Annotated in this window: 13 protein-coding genes and 1 tRNA gene; 6 read left to right on the top strand and 8 right to left on the bottom strand. The window is 66.3% G+C overall.

Going from position 1 to position 17,657, the window contains the following annotated elements:
- Window positions 1-48: 48 nt before the first annotated feature.
- Genes ACEOAB_RS05285 through ACEOAB_RS05275 form a run of 3 tightly spaced genes read left to right on the top strand, consistent with a single transcriptional unit; the run spans window position 49 to window position 5,764 of the window.
- Window positions 49-2,487: a DUF5682 family protein gene (locus tag ACEOAB_RS05285; RefSeq protein WP_495653517.1), complete on the top strand. Its 2,439-nt coding sequence runs from the start codon at window positions 49-51 to the stop codon at window positions 2,485-2,487.
- A complete protein-coding gene (locus ACEOAB_RS05280; RefSeq protein WP_495653516.1) occupies window positions 2,484-3,608 on the top strand; it encodes a VWA domain-containing protein in 1,125 nt (374 codons plus the stop codon). Before ACEOAB_RS05285 ends, ACEOAB_RS05280 begins: the two co-directional genes overlap by 4 nt.
- Window positions 3,605-5,764: a YehQ family protein gene (locus ACEOAB_RS05275; RefSeq protein ID WP_495653515.1), complete on the top strand. Its 2,160-nt coding sequence runs from the start codon at window positions 3,605-3,607 to the stop codon at window positions 5,762-5,764. Before ACEOAB_RS05280 ends, ACEOAB_RS05275 begins: the two co-directional genes overlap by 4 nt.
- A 40-nt stretch (window positions 5,765-5,804) precedes the next feature.
- Here the strand turns inward: ACEOAB_RS05275 and ACEOAB_RS05270 are convergent.
- The 7 genes from ACEOAB_RS05270 to ACEOAB_RS05240 all read right to left on the bottom strand — a co-directional run bounded on the left by ACEOAB_RS05270 (window position 5,805) and on the right by ACEOAB_RS05240 (window position 11,097).
- A tRNA-Thr gene (locus ACEOAB_RS05270) sits at window positions 5,805-5,880 on the bottom strand.
- A 51-nt stretch (window positions 5,881-5,931) separates the two neighbouring features.
- Window positions 5,932-6,507: a ClpXP protease specificity-enhancing factor gene (locus ACEOAB_RS05265; RefSeq protein ID WP_056509633.1), complete on the bottom strand. Its 576-nt coding sequence runs from the start codon at window positions 6,505-6,507 to the stop codon at window positions 5,932-5,934.
- Between the two features lie 41 nt (window positions 6,508-6,548).
- Window positions 6,549-7,160 (bottom strand): glutathione S-transferase N-terminal domain-containing protein, encoded by a 612-nt coding sequence (locus ACEOAB_RS05260; protein WP_007835362.1) that lies wholly within the window; start codon window positions 7,158-7,160, stop codon window positions 6,549-6,551.
- 95 nt (window positions 7,161-7,255) lie between these two features.
- Window positions 7,256-8,032, bottom strand: coding sequence for a cytochrome c1 (locus tag ACEOAB_RS05255; RefSeq protein WP_007835359.1), 777 nt, complete (start codon window positions 8,030-8,032; stop codon window positions 7,256-7,258).
- A gap of 35 nt (window positions 8,033-8,067) precedes the next feature.
- On the bottom strand, window positions 8,068-9,504 hold the full coding sequence (locus ACEOAB_RS05250; RefSeq protein ID WP_413747859.1) for a cytochrome b: 1,437 nt from the start codon (window positions 9,502-9,504) through the stop codon (window positions 8,068-8,070).
- 14 nt (window positions 9,505-9,518) lie between these two features.
- Entirely contained in the window at window positions 9,519-10,136 is a 618-nt protein-coding gene (gene petA, locus ACEOAB_RS05245; RefSeq protein ID WP_056509624.1) for a ubiquinol-cytochrome c reductase iron-sulfur subunit, read from the bottom strand.
- Between the two features lie 199 nt (window positions 10,137-10,335).
- Window positions 10,336-11,097: a LuxR C-terminal-related transcriptional regulator gene (locus ACEOAB_RS05240; protein WP_413747860.1), complete on the bottom strand. Its 762-nt coding sequence runs from the start codon at window positions 11,095-11,097 to the stop codon at window positions 10,336-10,338.
- Window positions 11,098-11,449: 352 nt separating this feature from the next.
- Here ACEOAB_RS05240 and ACEOAB_RS05235 point away from each other — a divergent pair, with 352 nt between their 5' ends.
- The 3 genes from ACEOAB_RS05235 to ACEOAB_RS05225 all read left to right on the top strand — a co-directional run bounded on the left by ACEOAB_RS05235 (window position 11,450) and on the right by ACEOAB_RS05225 (window position 15,527).
- The gene (locus tag ACEOAB_RS05235) at window positions 11,450-11,752 is read left to right on the top strand and encodes a hypothetical protein (protein WP_413747861.1); all 303 of its coding nucleotides are present in this window, start codon (window positions 11,450-11,452) and stop codon (window positions 11,750-11,752) included.
- A 134-nt stretch (window positions 11,753-11,886) separates the two neighbouring features.
- Complete coding sequence (locus ACEOAB_RS05230; protein WP_413747862.1) at window positions 11,887-12,513, top strand: YjbF family lipoprotein; 627 nt, start codon at window positions 11,887-11,889, stop codon at window positions 12,511-12,513.
- Window positions 12,510-15,527: a YjbH domain-containing protein gene (locus ACEOAB_RS05225; protein ID WP_413747863.1), complete on the top strand. Its 3,018-nt coding sequence runs from the start codon at window positions 12,510-12,512 to the stop codon at window positions 15,525-15,527. Before ACEOAB_RS05230 ends, ACEOAB_RS05225 begins: the two co-directional genes overlap by 4 nt.
- 60 nt (window positions 15,528-15,587) lie before the next feature.
- Here ACEOAB_RS05225 and ACEOAB_RS05220 read toward each other — a convergent pair whose 3' ends face one another.
- Complete coding sequence (locus ACEOAB_RS05220; protein WP_413747864.1) at window positions 15,588-17,582, bottom strand: polysaccharide biosynthesis protein; 1,995 nt, start codon at window positions 17,580-17,582, stop codon at window positions 15,588-15,590.
- Between the last annotated feature and the right edge of the window lie 75 nt (window positions 17,583-17,657).

Genomic DNA, 17,657 nt, shown 5'->3' with positions numbered 1-17,657 from the left:
GTTCCGCGAAGGGCCCTCGCTTCGCTTGGCGCGCCATCGGTGACGAGGATGAGCGAATCGCTTCACATCGTCGGCGTGCGCCACCACAGCCCGGCCTGCGCGCGGCTGGTGGCCGAGCGCATCCGCACGCTGCGCCCCGCGTACGTGCTGATCGAAGGCCCGGCCGACTTCAACGAACGCCTCGACGAGCTGTACCTGCCGCACCGGCTGCCGGTGGCGATCTACAGCTATCTCTCGGGCGACGACACGCACCGCGGTTCGTGGTCGCCCTTTGCCGAGCATTCGCCCGAGTGGCAGGCGCTGCAGGTCGCGCGCGAGGTCGGCTCCGCCGTGCGCTTCATCGACCTGCCGGCCTGGCACGACGCGTTCTCGCGCATGGAGAACCGCTATGCCGACGTGGCCGACCACGAGCACGAGGAGCGCGCCGAAGCCTACGAGCGCGCGCTGACGGAGAAGCTCTCGGTGCAGGGCCGCGATGCGTTGTGGGACCACCTGTTCGAGGACGGCTGCGATGCGGCCGAGCTGGCAAAGCGCCTGTCCACCTACTTCGATCACCTGCGCGGCGAAGACCCCGGCTCGCAGGGCAACCAGGCGCGCGAAGCCATGATGGCGCGCTGGATCGCCTGGGCGATGGCGCAGCCGGGCAAACCCGGCCGCGCGCAGGCGCTGGTGGTGTGCGGCGGCTATCACGCGCCCGCGCTGGCGCGGCTGTGGCAAGGCATGCCTGCGGAGCTGCCCGCCACGCCGCAGCCTTCGCTCGAATCCACCGACGAAGAAGACACGCACGACGCCGACACCGCGCTGCGATTCGGCTCCTACCTCGTGCCCTACACCTTCAAGCGCCTCGACGCCTTCGCAGGCTATGCCTCGGGCATGCCCTCCCCCGCCTACTACCAGTGGGTCTGGGACCACGGCCCTGAAGGCGCCGCGCGCCGCGCGCTGCAGCACGTGATGCAGCGCCTGCGCGAGAAGAAACTCCCCGCCTCCACCGCCGACCTGATGGCCGTGCATCTGCGCGCACAAGGTCTGGCGCGCTTGCGCGGCCACGAGAAGCCGCTGCGCTCCGACTGGCTCGACGCGCTGGCCGGTGCGCTCGTGAAAGACGCGCTCGACGCGCCGCTCCCCTGGACCTACCGCGGCGCCATCCGCCCCGGCACCGATCCCGTGCTGGTGCAGGCGATGGACGTGCTGGCCGGCGACACCGTCGGGCAGTTGGCGCCCGGCACGCCCCAGCCGCCGCTGGTGGCCGCGGTGCAGGCCGAACTCGCGGCGCACGGCATCGTGCTGCGCGGCCAGATCAAGCTCGACCTGCTGCTCGAAGCCGACCGCGCGAAAAGCCGCGTGCTGCACCGCCTGGCTATCCTGCGGCTGCCCGGCGTGCGCCGCACCCAGGGGCCGAAGCTCGCGATGTCGGGCGAGCGCACCGAGCTGTGGTCGCTGAGCGAACCGCTGGAACAGCAGGCCGCGCTGATCGAGGCCGGCGCCTGGGGCGCGAGCCTGCACGACGCAGCGCGCGCCCGGCTCGAAGACGATCTGCGCCAGGCCCACGGCCACATCGGCCCGCTCGCCGATGGCCTCAACCAGGCTGCGTGGGCGGGACTGTCGGCGCTCAGCGATGCGCTGCTGCGCGAACTGCAGGGCGCCGTTGCCAACGAGCCGCGCTTCGAGGCGCTCGGCCCCGCGCTGTCGGTGCTGCACACGCTGCTGCGGCACGGCCAGATGCTGGGCATGGCCGATGCGCCCGTGCTGCGCGTGGTGATCGAGTCGGGCTTCGACCGCGCGCTGTGGTTGCTGGAGCCGCCCGCGGACATCGCACCGGCCGACATGCAAGCCCACCTCGAAGGCCACCTTGCGCTGCGGCGGATCGTGGCCGACGTGCTGGCCCACGCGCAAGACCATGCGCACGACGCGCACGCCCCGTCGCTGCTCGACGTGGAGCCGGCCCGCGCGCTCGCCGTGTGGCAGCGCAAGGCCGCCGACGCCAGCGCCGCTCCGGTGAGCCGCGGCGCGGCGCTCGGTGCCACGCTGAGCCTGGCCGGCCGCGCCGCCAACGCGCAAACGCACGACGACCACGGCGTGGCCGAGGCGATGCAACTGCTGCATTCGCTCCCCGCCCCCGTGCTCGGCGATGCGCTCACCGGGCTGCTGGCGCTGGCGCGCGAGGTGCTCGCGTCCGAACCCGCTTTCGTCGCCGGCATGGACCGCACCGTGCAGGCCCTGGACAACGCCGACTTCGTGCGCGCCATGCCCAGCCTGCGCGCCGCCTTCGCCTGGCTGCCGCCGCAGGAACGCGGGCTGCTGGCCGACCAGGTACTGGCGCTGCACGACGCCACGCACCTCTCGCGCCGCACGCTCACCGCCCACCGTGCGGGAGAGGCGGCACCCGAACAGCTGGCCGAGGCCCGCCGCGTGGAAGACGCGGTGCTCGCGCGCCTCGCGGCCTGGGGCGTGGCGCTCGAAGACACAGAGGAAGCCCCCCGCCCATGAGCCTCGACATTCCCGATCCGCTGCAGCGCTGGCGCCTGCTGCTGGGCGACCCGGCCGAGTCGGCCTGCGGTGGCCTGAGCGCCGAGGCGCAGGCCGCCGATGCCGCGCTCGACTGGCTCTACGGCCGCGACAGCGACCGCGCGAGCCGTGGCGAACGCAGCGCGGGCCTGGGCCCGTCGGCGCTCAGCACGCCGGACTGGATCAACACCATCCACACGCTCTTTCCGAAGGAAGTGATCGAGCGGCTGGAGCGGGACGCGGTCGAGCGCTACGGCATCGACGAGGTGGTGACCAACCTCGAGGTGCTCGAACGCATCGAGCCCTCCGAATCGCTGCTGCGCGCGGTGCTGCACACCAAGCACCTGATGAATCCCGAGGTGCTCGCGGCCGCGCGCAAGCTGGTGGCCGAGGTGGTGCGCCGCATCATGGAAAAGCTCGCTACCGAAGTGCGCCTGGCCTTCAGCGGCAGCCGCGACCGGCGCCGCCGCTCGCGCATGAAGGTCGCGCGCAACTTCGACTTCAAGCAGACGCTGGCCGCCAACCTGCACCGCTACGACCCGCAGCGCCGCAAGCTCTACGTGGAGCGGCCGGTGTTCATCAGCCGCACGAAGCGGCACGCCGAACCGTGGGACATCGTCCTGCTGATCGACCAGAGCGGCTCGATGGTCGACTCGGTGATCCACAGCGCAGTGATGGCCGCCTGCCTGTGGCAGCTGCCCGGCATGCGCACGCGGCTCGTGGCCTTCGACACGGCGGTGGTCGACCTGACCGCCGACGTGTCGGACCCGGTCGAGCTGCTGATGAAGGTGCAGCTCGGCGGTGGCACCGACATTGCAAAGGCGGTGGCGTATGCGCAGTCGCTCGTCGCCAATCCCTCGAAGAGCATCGTGGTGCTGGTGAGCGACTTCTACGAAGGCGGCAGCGAGCACGAGCTGGTGCGGCGCGTGAAGGCGTTGGTCGAGTCCGGCGCTAAGGTGCTGGGCCTGGCGGCGCTCGACTCCAAGGCTGAACCCAACTACGACCGCGAGATGGCCGCGCGGCTGGTGCGCGAAGGCGCGCAGATCGGCGCGATGACGCCGGGCCAGTTGGCCGGCTGGCTGGCCGAGAAGGTGCAGGGATGAGCGGCACCACGGCATGGCGGGCCGACCTGCTGGAGCTGACGCCCGAGGCGCTGACGGCGCTGGCCAACGCGGGCTTCGTGAAGCGCGCGCAGAAGGACGTGGCGGCCGGCCTGCTGCCGAAGCTGGAGACCGGCGCCGACGGCGTGGTGCAGGCGCAGTTCGACGACGGCGTGCGCACCAGCCTGCCGCCGGGGCGCACGCTGCGCGACGCGCAGTGCAGCTGCCCCGCCAGCGGCATGTGCCGGCATCGGGTGATGCTGGTGCTGGCCTACCAGGCGCAGGCAGCGTCGGCGCAGGCGGATGCGCCCCGCGACGCAGAAGAAGCAGCCGCCGAGCCGGACGGCGCATGGAGCCCCGCGCAGTTCGACGATGCCGCACTGGCCGCCAGCCTCGCGCCCTCCGTGCTCGAACAGGCGAACAAGCTCGTCGCCGCGCGTCCGGTGGTCGGCGTGCAGGCCTGGCGCAGCGCGAGCGCGCCACCGGTGGCACGGCTGCCGATGTGCAGCGTGCGCTTCTTCTCGCGCAGCTCGCTGGTTCATGCGCGCTGCGATTGCAAGCAGGGCAGCGGCTGCGCGCACGTGGTGATCGCGGTGTGGGCATTCCGGCAGGCCGGACCGCTGGCGCCGGGTTCGGCGGAAGTGCTGCTCGAGGTGTCGCCGCCCGCTTCGGCAGGCGCGAACGCCTCGGACCCGGCACCGCCATCGGCGGCGATGCAGGGCGAAGCCGCCGTTGCGCTGCGCGCGCAGATCGACGCCCTGCTGCTGTCGCTCTGGCTCGACGGTTCGAGCCAGCCGCCGATGGCGCTCGCGGCCCGCTTCGAGGCCGTGCGCGACCAGGCGCGCGCGCTGGCCTGGAGCTGGGTGGACGATGCGCTCGACGAGCTCTGGCAACTGCTGCAGGCCCAGCATGCGCGCAGCAGCCGCTTCGAACCGCTGCGGCTGGTGCGCGTACTGACCGAGCTGTGGGCGCGATTGCAGGCGGCGGCGCATGCCGCGCGGCCACAGGCGCGGCCCGCGCTGCCGGCCAGCCGGATCCTCGGCATCGGCGTCAAGGGCGAGGTCGCGCTCGATCACCTTCGGCTGGTGTCGCTCGGGGCCGAACTCTGGTCGGACGACGCCGCCGAGGGCGCGAGCGTTTTGTTCGCGGACCCCGACACGCAGAACGTGACCGTGCTGGAGCGCCAGTGGTCGCGCGCGGCCGATGCCGCCGCGGGCGGCACCGCGCAGGCGCTGATGAACCGGCGCGTCGCGGGCTTTCCGCTGCGGCAACTGGCGAGCGGGCAGGTCATCACCAAGACCGCGACACGGCGCGCCAACGGGCTCGTCGACATCACGGCCGGCGCGCGGCAGACGGGCGTGCTGCCGCTGTCGCCCAAGTCGTGGGACGACCTCGTCGCACCACTGCGGCAGGACAGCGTGGCCGCGCTGGTGGCGCATCTGCGCGAGGCCGCTCCCGACTTCGTGCGGCCGCGGCAGGCCGCGGGCGGCGCGTCGGCGGGTGCGTCGGGGCAGCTGCATGTGGTGGCGTTCGAACGCATGGAGGCGGTGTCGTGCCACTGGGATGCGGCGGCGCAGGTGCTGCATGCGCGGCTGAAGCAGGCAGCACCGGAAGGGTCGGACGAAGCCCCGGCCGAAGACGACAACAACGAACACGACTGGCTGCACCTGGCCTTGCCGCATCGCGCGGTCGCGCCCGGCGCCGTCGATGCGCTGGCCCGCGCGCTCGCCGGGGAATACGGCCCGCTGCGCGCCGTGGCCGGCACCGTGCATCTGCAGGGTGATCAGGCGGTGATGCAGCCGCTGAGCCTGCTGACGGCGCAACGCGCCGTGGTGCTCCAGGTCGAAGCGGTGGCGCCACAGCCGCTGGGCCTTCGCAGCGATGTCGAGGACGTGCCCGCCTTGAACGCGCTGGCCGGCGACACGCTGGAACTGCTGGCGCTGTGGCTGCGCCAGGGCCTGCGCCATCAGGGCGGCGGCGCGCTGTCGCGAGCGCAAGCGCAGGTGCTGCGGCTGAAGCAGGCCGGTCTGGCGCAAAGTGCGGGCTTGCTGGAGGCCGTGCTCGAGAACCTGCGGTCGGCGCAGCGGCCGGCGCTGGTGGCGCAACTGGCGATGCTGGGTCTGCTGATGCAGGGCGTGGCGCAATCGGCCTCGGCATGAAAAAACCCCTGGGCCGGTGAAGACTCAGGGGTTCTTTGCGTGGTGCCGCTTGTCGGAATCGAACTGACGACCTTCCGCTTACAAGGCGGGTGCTCTACCAATTGAGCTAAAGCGGCGAAATTCCAATGCGTGATTCTAGTGGCGCCAGCCGGGGTGGCCGGCCGCTGCTACTTGATGCGCTTGAGCGACGGCCGAGCACCGCCACCGGCCGGCGGGCGCGGCGGCTCGTCGTCGGGATCGGCGGGCAAGCCGGTGTCGATGGCTTCGTCGGCGTCCTCGCCCGTCACCAGATGGACGACCTTGCCCGCGTCGCCTTCGGTGCCGCGCGAGGCGTCACGCAAGGGCATGCGGGCCTGGCCCTGGGACGACGACGATGCGGCGGACGACGGCACATCGCCTTGCTCGGTGCCGAGCGATGGCGCCGGCGCCGGAAACGCCATGCCCTGCCCGTTCTCGCGCGCGTAGATCGCGATCACGCGCCCCACCGGCACGCTGATTTCGCGCGCACTGCCCGCAAAACGGGCCTTGAACTCGATGAAATCGTTGCCGAGCTTGAGCGAGCTGGTCGCGTCGAAGCTGATGTTGAGCACGATCTCGCCGTTCTTCACGTACTCGCGCGGGACCTGGACGGTCTCGTCGACCTGCACCGCGACATAGGGCGTGAACCCGTTGTCGGTGCACCATTCGTACAGCGCCCGGATGAGGTACGGGCGGGTGGAGGACGACTCGAGCGCGTTGATCATGAAAAACTGCGAAAAGCGATGAAAGCAGGCACGAAGCTTACTTACTTTCGCATGACCTTTTCAGAGGGCGTCAGTGCTTCGATATAGGCGGGGCGCGAGAAGATGCGCTCAGCGTACTTCAGGAGCGGTGCCGCGTTCTTGCTGAGGTCGATGCCGTAGTAGTCCAGGCGCCACAGCAGCGGAGCGATGGCCACGTCGAGCATCGAGAAGTTGTCGCCCAGCATGTACTTGTTCTTGAGGAACACGGGGGCCAGCTGCGTGAGGCGATCGCGGATGTGCGAGCGGGCCTTTTCCAGCGCTTTCTCGTTGCCCTTGGTGGTGCGGTTCTCGAGCGTCGAGACGTGCACGAAGAGTTCCTTCTCGAAGTTGAGCAGGAACAGGCGCACGCGGGCGCGGTCGACCGGGTCGCCGGGCATCAGCTGGGGATGCGGGAAGCGCTCGTCGATGTACTCGTTGATGATGTTCGACTCGTACAGGATCAGGTCGCGCTCGACCAGGATCGGCACCTGGCCGTACGGGTTCATCACGCTGATGTCTTCGGGCTTGTTGTAGAGATCGACGTCGCGGATCTCGAAGTCCATGCCCTTTTCGAACAACACGAAGCGGCAGCGGTGGGAAAAGGGGCAGGTCGTTCCTGAATACAAGACCATCATGGCGAGAGACTCCTAAAAATCAAAAAGAGTGGGTCGCGTTGGCAACCCACTCTGTGGGACCGGATGCACGAGGCGCCCGGTCGGCGTGGACGGAACTACTTGACGTCTTTCCAGTACGAGGCGTTCAGTCGCCACACGAAAACCACCGACATGGCCAGGAACAGCAGCACCCACACGCCGATGCGGATGCGGGTGTTCTGTGCCGGTTCGGCCATCCATTGCAGGTAACTCACCAGGTCGCCGACCGCATGGTCGTACTGCACGGGCGTCAGGGTGCCGGGAGTGACTTGCTCCCAGCCCTTGAACACTTCAGCCTCGTGGCCGTGCTGTTCGATCTTGGTGTAGACCGGTCGGCGCTCGCCCTGCAGTTCCCACAGGGGGTTCGGCATGGCGACGCTCGGGAACACGAGGTTGTTCCAGCCGGTGGCCTTGGTGTCGTCGCGGTAGTAGGTGCGAAGGTACGTATAGAGGTAGTCGGCGCCGGTGCCGCCGTGGCCGGCGCGCGAGCGGGCGACCAGGGTCAGGTCAGGGGGCGTGGTGCCGAACCATTCCTTGGCCTGGCGCGCGTCGATGTTGGCCTTCATGGTCTCGCCGACCTTGTCGGTCGAGAACAGGAGGTTGTCCTTGATCTGCTGCTCGGTGATGCCGAGGTCCTGCAGGCGGTTGTAGCGCATGAAGGCAGCCGAGTGGCAGTTCAGGCAGTAGTTGACGAACAGCTTGGCGCCGTTCTGCAAGGCGGCCACGTCGGTCGTCTTGTTGGGCGCCTTGTCCCACGCAATGCCCTCGGACTCGGCCGATGCCGCCGCGGAGAAGGTCAGGCCCAGTGCAAGACCCAGGACCGCGAGCCAGCCGGAAATGCTTTTCTTCTTCATCGTGTTTCTCTCAGCTCTCTTGGCGCTTGTGGTTCTCAATGGGCGGCGAAGACCACGCGCTGGGGCACGGTCTTGAACTCGCCCTTGCGGCTCCACCACGGCATCAGCAGGAAGAAGCCGAAGTACACGAGCGTGCCGATCTGCGAGACGGTCTGCGCGATGTCCAGCTTGAACGAGCCGATGGCCAGCTCACCCCAGACGCCGGGCGGCTGGATGCCCAGGTAGCCCAGGATCAGGAAGAAGAAGACGAACAGGCCGTACACGTACTTGTGCCAGCCCGGACGGTAGCGGATCGACTTGACTTCGCTGTGGTCGAGCCACGGCAGGAAGAACAAGATGATGACCGAGCCGCCCATGATGACCACGCCCCAGAACTTGGCGTCGAAGTTCTTGAGCAGGAAGATCACGACAGCCGCAAGGACGACGCCGGCGATCTTCAGGCCCATGCCCGACTTGCCCTTGACGAAGTTCCAGATGGCGGCTGCAGCGACGATCAGCGAGAACACGTTGACCATGTCGTCGGTGGTCGCGCGCAGCATCGAATAGAACGGCGTGAAGTACCAGACCGGGGCGATGTGGTTCGGCGTTTTCAGCGAATCGGCCGGAATGAAGTTGTTGTACTCGAGGAAGTACCCGCCGGCTTCAGGGGCGAAGAAGATCACCGCCGAGAAGATCGTGAGGAACACCACCACGCCGAAGATGTCGTGCACCGTGTAGTACGGATGCGACGGGATGCCGTCCAGCGGATGGCCATCGGGGCCGCGGTTGGCCTTGATCTCGATGCCGTCGGGGTTGTTCGAACCCACTTCGTGCAGCGCGATCAGGTGGGCCACGACGAGGCCGAGCAGCACCAGCGGCACGGCGATCACGTGGAAGCTGAAGAAGCGGTTCAGCGTGGCATCGCTCACCACGTAGTCGCCGCGGATCAGCAAGGCCAGGTCAGGGCCGACGAAGGGGATGGCGGCGAACAGGTTCACGATCACCTGGGCGCCCCAATAGGACATCTGGCCCCAGGGCAGCAGGTAGCCCATGAAGGCCTCGGCCATCAGGCACAGGAAGATCGCGCAGCCGAACACCCAGATCAGCTCGCGCGGCTTGCGGTAGCTGCCGTACATGAGGCCGCGGAACATGTGCAGGTACACCACGATGAAGAACGCCGAGGCGCCCGTCGAGTGGATGTAGCGGATCAGCCAGCCCCATGGCACGTCGCGCATGATGTACTCGACCGATGCGAACGCCTGGTTCGCGTCGGGCTTGTAGTGCATGACGAGGAAGATGCCGGTGACGATCTGGATCACCAGGACCAGCATCGCCAGCGAGCCGAAGATGTACCAGAAATTGAAGTTCTTCGGCGCGTAGTACTTGCCCCACTGGTCGTTCCAGAGCTTGGTGAGGGGGAAGCGGTTGTCGACCCAGTTCAGCAGCTTCTCGCCGGCGGGTGCGTTGGGGGAAATCTCGTGGAATTCAGCCATGTTCTTGTTCCGCCTCAGGCCTTCTTGGAGTCTTCACCGATCAGGAGCTTGGTGTCCGACAGGTACATGTGCGGCGGCACCGGCAGGTTGTCGGGCGCAGGCTTGTTCTTGAAGACCCGGCCGGCCAGGTCGAACGTGGAACCGTGGCAGGGGCAGAGGAAGCCGCCTTCCCAGTCGGCGGGCAGCGAAGGCTGCGGGCCGGCCTGGAAGCGGTCGCTCGGCGAGCAGCCCAGGTGGGTGCAAATGCCGACCACGACCAGCACTTCGGGCTTGATCGAGCGGTGCTCGTTCTGCGCGTACTTGGGGGTGAATTCGTCGGGGTGGCGCTTGGAGAGGGGATCGGCCAGCTGGCCATCCAGCTTGGGGAGTTCCGCGACCTGCGCGGGGGTGCGCTTGAGGATCCAGACCGGCTTGCCCCGCCATTCGACGGTCATTTTCTCGCCGACCTTGAGTGCCGAGATATCGACCTCGACCGCAGCACCCGCAGCCTTGGCCTTCTCGGAAGGCTGGAAAGTGCTCACAAAGGGAATGGCGGTGGCCACGCCGCCCGCTACGCCGGCACAGCTGGATGCGATCAACCACGTCCGCTTGCTTGTGTCGATCCGGGGCGAGCCGGAGGTCATGTCACTCATGGGGATCCTCTTGTCTTCTTCGCTGGAGCAGGGCCAACCTTAACCGTAGCAAGGTCAACCAAGGATTGTAGCGGGGCGCCGGATGGATTTTCAACGGGTCCCAACCCGCGGAAGCGGCGCGCAGGCGCGCGACCAGGCGTTGCGCGCCATGACGTGGACCGCTCGCCACCCGCAAGCAGGCGGCACGGGCGCACCGGCCTCAGTTCAGAAGGCCGTGCTGCGTCGCCTCGTGAACCGCCTGGGTGCGGGATTTCACCGAGAGCTTGCGGTAGATGCTCTTGGCATGAAACTCGACCGTGTTGACCGATAGGAAGACCGACTCTGCAATCTGCCGGTTGCTCCACCCTTGCGCGATCAACCTCAGCACGTTGAGTTCGCGCGGCGACAACAAACCGGACGCCGTCTGCGGCCGCGGCCGCGGTTGCGGAGGCGAAATGGCCACGAATGGAGCAACGCCCCTGGCCGACGCCGCGATCGTGCCCAGGAGACGGCGCGCGACGCGCGAGTCCATCGGTGCGCCGCCACGTTCGATCGAGCGCAGTTGAAAGGCCAGTTCGGCGTCGTCTGCCTCGGTCAGCAAGTAGCCCACGGCTCCCGCGGCAATGGCGGCATCCACCAGTTCGCGGTCGTCGGCCGCCGACATGGCAACGCTCTCGATCCAGGGATAGGACTGGCGGGCATGTTGAATCAACGACACCCCGTCGCGGGTCGGCAGATTCATGTCGACCAGCATCAGGTCATAGGGCAACGCTGCCAGCAGGTTGCGGGCCTCGGCCTGAGTGGAGGCGACGACCACGCGCCGTCCTGGCGCAAGTCCGCCCAGGATGCGCCGCATGCGCTCGGCCATGGCGATGTCTTCCCCAACGATCAACGCACTGCGAAAAGTGCCGCCGTAGGAATTCCTGGGCGCTTCGAGCTCCAGGATCGACTGTGAAGACAACGGATGACAAGCAACACTCATGGCGACAACTCCGAACTATAAATGCTCACTTTCGTTTCAGACACTGCAGGAACAATGCCTACGCAGAGCACTTTGAGTTGCAAATACCTCCGCCACGTCAAATGCCTTGATTTCATTGAGGAATGCGATGCTGCCAGCGTGAGTTTCAAGTAGCGACCGTCAGCGGCGGGCTTGCCGCGCCATCGTCGTTACGTCCGGCCCATCGAAGGCGTTACGTAGCACCGCGAAACACGCTTGGGCAAAAGTCACGACGGGGTCCGTCTCCCGCTGTAATAGACGGGGGAATTTGTTGCGGCACATTTGCGATGCTGTTAACCTCATTGCGATAAACACCGAATTCCAAGGGATCAGCATGACAATTTTCAAGCTCTCCGCAGCCGTGGCCCTCGCCGCTCTGGCAGCTTCTTCTGCTTTTGCTCAATCCACCGGTGCGAGCGATAGAGCCCTGATTATCCAGGGCGCGGCCGGCGCTGGTGGCGCTACCAATGCTGCAGTCGGACGAGTGAGCCCCCAAGTGGTCGGTGGTGTTGCCGCTGGCGTGGCGCTTGTTGCCGCTCTCGGCAGCAGCAACGGTGGCAATTCTGGCGGCGGCTTCGGCATTGGCCCTGGCGGCACGACGGGCACTGGCACCACCGGTACCACCGGCACGCGTTAATGCCGCGTGCCCTCCCCTCGGGAGGGCATTCGCTGAAAAGTCCGCGCGTAGGTTCCGCCACGCGATTCTTGAAACGTTGCCTTTGGGCAACGTTTTGTTTGGGCGTTGGCGGTTGCTCCTCCGGATCTTCTGCCATGTTGGATACGGCTCGCCTCCTCTATCGAGGTGCACCCGAGTCGGCCCAACCCAACTTCAATCCCAGCTACCGCTACCTGAAAACGGTCATTGACGGCCGAACCATTTTCATGGTCCTCGGCTATGTCGACACGCGCGCCGAAGGGCCGGTGGAAGTCTGGTACAGCAGCTCCGGCGAGGTCGTCAAGCTCCTGAACGGCCACTTGGCAGGGACCACCGGCCTCAGCGTCGACTGGCGCACCGTGCGCTTCTCTTCACTTCCTTCATGGCAAGCCGACGCGGGCACTTCTGCTGCGCAAGAGCAACGGTACAGGCGCGAGCGGGATCTCATGCCAGGCTATCGTTTCGGCATTCGCGATGAAGTCGTTCGCGCACCAATTGCGCCGCCCAGCAACAGCGCCCTCTCCGGGACTGCCGCCAACGCCTTGCAATGGTACGAAGAGCGCAGCGTGTCGTTGCCCGCAAATTCTTCGCTGCCGAACGCGCGCTTTGCCATCTCGCTTCTTTCAGGTACGCCTCAAGTCGTGTACTCGGAGCAATGCATTTCCAATGACCTCTGCATGAGCTTCGAGCGGTGGACACCTCCCGCGCCTGCAGCCGGCTCCCCGGCGGGCGCCGGTACATGAGCGCCCCGTTTCGCACGCGCAGCAAACACCATTGGCCCCGTCACGTGGCGGTCGCCTGCGCATTGGCGGCAAATTTCAGCGCGCTGGCACAGTCTTGGGACAAGGCTGCAGCCAACGCGCCGGCAAGCGATGCCGATGTGCGCCCCGGCGAACGCCTGAGCACCTGGTTGCTGCGCCAACCCGAGGGTGCCGCTGCGCCCGGCCTTGCATGGCGGGTTCCGCAGGAGCGACTTGCGCAGCAATTCCTCAAGAACACCTTGCTGGTTCGCATCGAAGCAGCGAACCGGCTCGCGGCTCGGGCCGATCAGGTCGAGCGCCTGAAGTTGATCACCTGGCTGCAGCAAATGCCGGTCACCGGCCGGGTGGCGCTCGGCGTGGTCGACCCGCGATGGCTGCAGGCCCATCCGGAAGAAGACCCGGTCCTGAGCGCCGGCCAGCAACTCGTCGCACCGCCGGCCGACCTGAAGACCGTTGCCGTCGTGCGCCCGAACGGCGAGCTTTGCCACGTGGCGCACGAAGCTGGCCGGTCCGCATGGGACTACGTCACGGCATGCGAACCCGTGGGTTCCTACGACTGGGCATGGGTTGCCCAGCCCGACGGCCGCACCGCCCGCGTGGGCGTTGCGCCATGGAACAGCCAACCCTCCGATGAGCCGGCGCCGGGCGCGTGGATCTGGGCCGCGCCGCGCGACATGACCGACCTGGTCGCCGCATCCGAGGGAATCATCAAATTCCTTGCAACGCAAGGACCTGCGCCACAAGGCAAGGACAGCCTCGCGGCGGTATCGCCCGCGCGAATGGATCCGCAAGCTGCGACGGCACCCTCAACCACGGTATCCGTGCGCCCGCAGCCCGTTCCGCAGTACCAGCCCTACCGCGCCAGCGGCAACGACTGGGGCGAAACCGGGTTGCTGCAAACGCCCACAGCCCGAATGGGCCAGGCCGGCGACTTCCGGACTTCTCTGACCAACGTGCACCCGTATTCGCGGCTCAACGTGATGTTCCAGCCGCTGGACTGGCTGGAGGCCGGCTTTCGCTACACGTCCATCAGCAATCGCGCCTACGCAGCCAGCACAACCGGCCAGAGCAACAAGGACAAGAGCATCGACCTGAAGGTGCGGCTCCTGAGCGAATCCGCCTATGTGCCAGAGCTCGCGCTGGGCTTTCGAGACCTCGGTGGTACCGGCCTGTTTTCTTCCGAATACCTGGTTGCCAACAAGCGCCACGGCGACCTGGATTTCAGCCTTGGCATCGGCTGGGGATACCTGGGCAGCAGCGGCAACATCCGCAACCCGCTGATCGCGCTGAGCAGCCGATTCAGAACACGCTCCGGTCGTTCATCGTCAACAGGGGGCGAGGCGAACTTCGGCTCCTACTTCCGCGGCCCTGCAGCCCTGTTCGGCGGCGTGGCGTGGCGCACGCCCTGGGAGCCGCTGACCGTCAAGCTCGAGTACGAAGGCAACGACTACCAGCACGAGCCGCAGAACAACAACCAGCGACAACGCTCCCCCTTCAACATCGGCCTCGAGTACCGCTACTCGCCGAACGTGGCCTTCAGTGCCGGCTTCGAGCGCGGCAACAAGGTGATGGTTGGCATCACCTTGTCGACCAACGTCGCATCGATGCGATCCAGCAAGGTCGCCGATCCGCCCCAGCCACGCTTTACCCCGGAAGCACCCGCGAATCCGCCCGGATGGGCGTCCACGGCTGCCGAGATCGAGTCACGTACCGAATGGACGGTCCAGCGCATTGCGCCGCAAGGCAGCGGCCTGCACGTCTGGATCACCGAGAGCAACACCGTCTATCGCGAAGCACGCGTGCAGCAGATCATTGCGGTGCTGCATCGCGATGCACCGGCGTCGGCAAAAACGTTCATCCTGCACTACAACGAACGCGGCCTGGCCATGCACGCACAGGTCGTCGACAGGGCCGAATGGATGACGGCGCACTACCAAGCACAAACGCCCGCAGAGAAACGGGCCGTCAGCCAACGCGAGTACGCACCGCCGCAGGACAACAGCGAAGACCGGCTCCTCGAGTTTCCGTCGAAGAACGCGGCCACCACCGCGGCAACGAGCACCTCGCAGCCCACCGAACCCGCGATGGCTGCCTGGGAGCATCGTCCCCAGAAATTCTTCTTCGGTTTGACGCCCAGCTTCTCGCAGATCCTGGGTGGGCCCGATGCTTTCGTGCTCTACCAGCTCGGTGTTCAGGCAACGGCCGAGTACCGCTTTACGCAGAGCACCTGGGTGAATGCCGCGCTGAACTGGCGCCTGGTGGACAACTTCGACAAGTTCACCTACACCGCGCCCAGCAACCTGCCGCGCGTGCGAACCTTCCAGCGCGAGTACGTCACGTCGAAGCGCTTGACCATGCCGGTGCTTCAGCTGACCCACGTGGGCCGCCTGAACGAAGACCAGTACTACAGCGTGTATGGCGGTGCGCTCGAACCCATGTTCGCGGGCGTCGGCGCCGAATGGCTGTACCGGCCATGGCGCAGCAAGTTTGCCCTGGGCGTCGACATCAACCATGTGCGGCAGCGCGACTTTGCGCAGGACTTCGGCCTGCGCGACTACAAGGTCAACACCGGCCATGCCACCCTGTACTGGGACACCGGCTGGAACGGCGTGCAAGCCAGGGTCAGCGTGGGCCAGTACCTGGCCGGCGATCGCGGCGTGTCCATCGACATCAGCCGCCGCTTCGACAACGGTGTGACGATCGGCGCCTATGCCACCAAGACCAATGTGTCGGCGGCGCGGTTCGGCGAAGGCAGCTTCGACAAGGGCATCTACATTTCGCTGCCATTCGACGCGCTGCTGCCGCGGTCCAGCAAGTTCTCCGCAAACTTCACCTGGGCTCCCCTGGTGCGGGACGGTGGCGCAAAGCTGGGACGAATCAACCCGCTCTACGAAATGACGACCTCGCGGGACCCGAGGGCGTTCAGCTTCTCGCCGCCGGACGACAACAAGCCCAAGGCTGGGGACAACATTCTGGATTTCGGGCCGGCTCGATAACCGCGGCTTGCGAGAGAAGCCTGGCTATCGAATCTCGCACTTGGCGAGCAGAGAAGAAAGTCAGGCGGCTATCGCGATCGGCGATGCGGGCTTGCCACCATCGTCGGGGCGATGATGATGCTCGATGCCAAGTGGCTGGCTCGCGGGCCGCACACGATGCCGCTCCATGTGCACCCAGTCGACCACTTCCAGGTGCGGCTGATAGCCAGCCAGCATCTGCTTCAGTGCAGCCTTCAAGGCTGGAACATCGCTGCTTTCAAGCGTTGCCTTCAGCACATCGAATTGGCGCCAAAGCTCTTCCCACGGTGGGCAATTTTCGTGCGCCTTCATCACGCGCGGATGCACCGTGGGCATGGCGTTGTTGCCGATCAACAGCTCTTCGTACAGCTTCTCGCCGGGGCGCAAGCCGGTGATGTGCAACTCGATGTCTCCTTCGGGCGTCGCCTCGTCGCGCACGGTGCGCCCCGAGAGCTCCACCAGCCGACGCGCCAGATCGATAATGCGCACCGGGTTACCCATGTCGAGCACGAACACGTCGCCACCCCAGGCCATTGCGCCTGCCTGGATCACCAGTTGGGCGGCCTCGGGAATCGTCATGAAATAGCGCGTGATGTCGGCATGCGTGAGCGTGATTGGCCCACCTGCTTCAATCTGGCGCCGAAACAATGGCACCACCGAACCGCTGGAACCGAGCACGTTGCCGAAACGGACCATCGAGAAACAGGTTTCGGTACTTTGCTGCGCCAGCCCTTGCAAAGCCATTTCGGCCAACCGCTTGCTGGCCCCCATGATGTTGGTCGGCCGAACGGCCTTGTCCGTGCTGACCAGCACGAAGCGCCGAACCTTGCACTCCATCGCCACTCGCGCGGCAGTGAGCGTGCCGATCGCGTTGTTGCGCACGCCTTCGATCGGGTTGTGTTCGACGAGGGGCACGTGCTTGTAGGCGGCCGCGTGATAGACCGTGTCAGGGCGCCACGCATGCATGATCTCGCGCAGCCGGCGGGCATCGCACACCGAGGCCAGGAGCGGGATGACGCGAACTTCAGGCGCAAGCTCCTCGAGCTCCTGGTGAACGGCATAGAGCGCGTATTCGCTCAAGTCGACCAGCAGCAGGACCGATGGTGAAAGTTGCACGATCTGCCGGCAAAGCTCGCTGCCGATGGAGCCACCAGCCCCGGTAACCAGAACCACCTGGCTGCGAATGTGCTTGTGCAGCAAGTCGGCCACCGGTGCCACCGGATCGCGGCCCAACAGGTCTTCGATATCCACCTCGAGCAGGTCATTGACTTGCACCCTGCCGTTGGCCAGATCGGCCAGGGCCGGCAATGTGCGCACATGCAGACGCAGCGGCAAGAGCCGATTCAAAATTTCAACGCGACGCAGATGGCTGGCCGAAGGCATGGCCAGCAGCACATCGGTAATGCCCTGCTTGGCGGCGTTCTGCTCCAACCACTCAACCGATTGAATTTGCACACCGTTGAGCGTGCTGCCCTGAAGGTGGGCTGCATCGTCCACAAAAGCACAAAGCATCATTTCGCGGCTTTGTGCCAATGCCGCGGCCAGCTGCAGACCGGCGCCGCCAGCACCGTAGATCACCACTTGCGGCAGGGCCTTGCGATGAAGTGCGCTCATGTACAGGCCACCCAGCCAATAACGCGCAAACATGCGGCAACCCGCAATCGCGAGGAAGAGCAACAGCGGCACCAGAATACCCACCGTGCGCGGCACGCCCTTTACGCCGACCACGGAGAACATCAGTGCATAACCGAGACCGAACACGGCACAGGCCCGCACGATTGCCATCAACGCAGCGCTGCCGGCATAGCGAAAGATGGCCCTGTACAAGCCGAAGACCACGAAGAGCGGCAACGCCAGGACCACGGCCATCACCGGCGCCGACCATTGCACCCCGCGCAGGGTTACCCATTGCTCATACCGAAAACTGAATGCGAGCCAAACGCACAGCAAGCACAAAGCCGCATCCACGGCCAATGCCAGCAAGCGTTTGGCGGGGCGCGGCAACGCAAGCAGCGGGGCAGCCAAACGATTGATCACTTGAGTTCCACTCGCCGGAAGCGCTGTTTCATTTCTTCATTCTCTGTGAAGAAATACCAGGGCACACCCCCTGTT

The organism is Variovorax sp. Varisp53 (genome assembly GCF_059491555.1).
The sequence above is the reverse complement of the archived record's forward strand: the minus strand, read 5'-3'. Positions and strand labels throughout refer to the sequence as shown.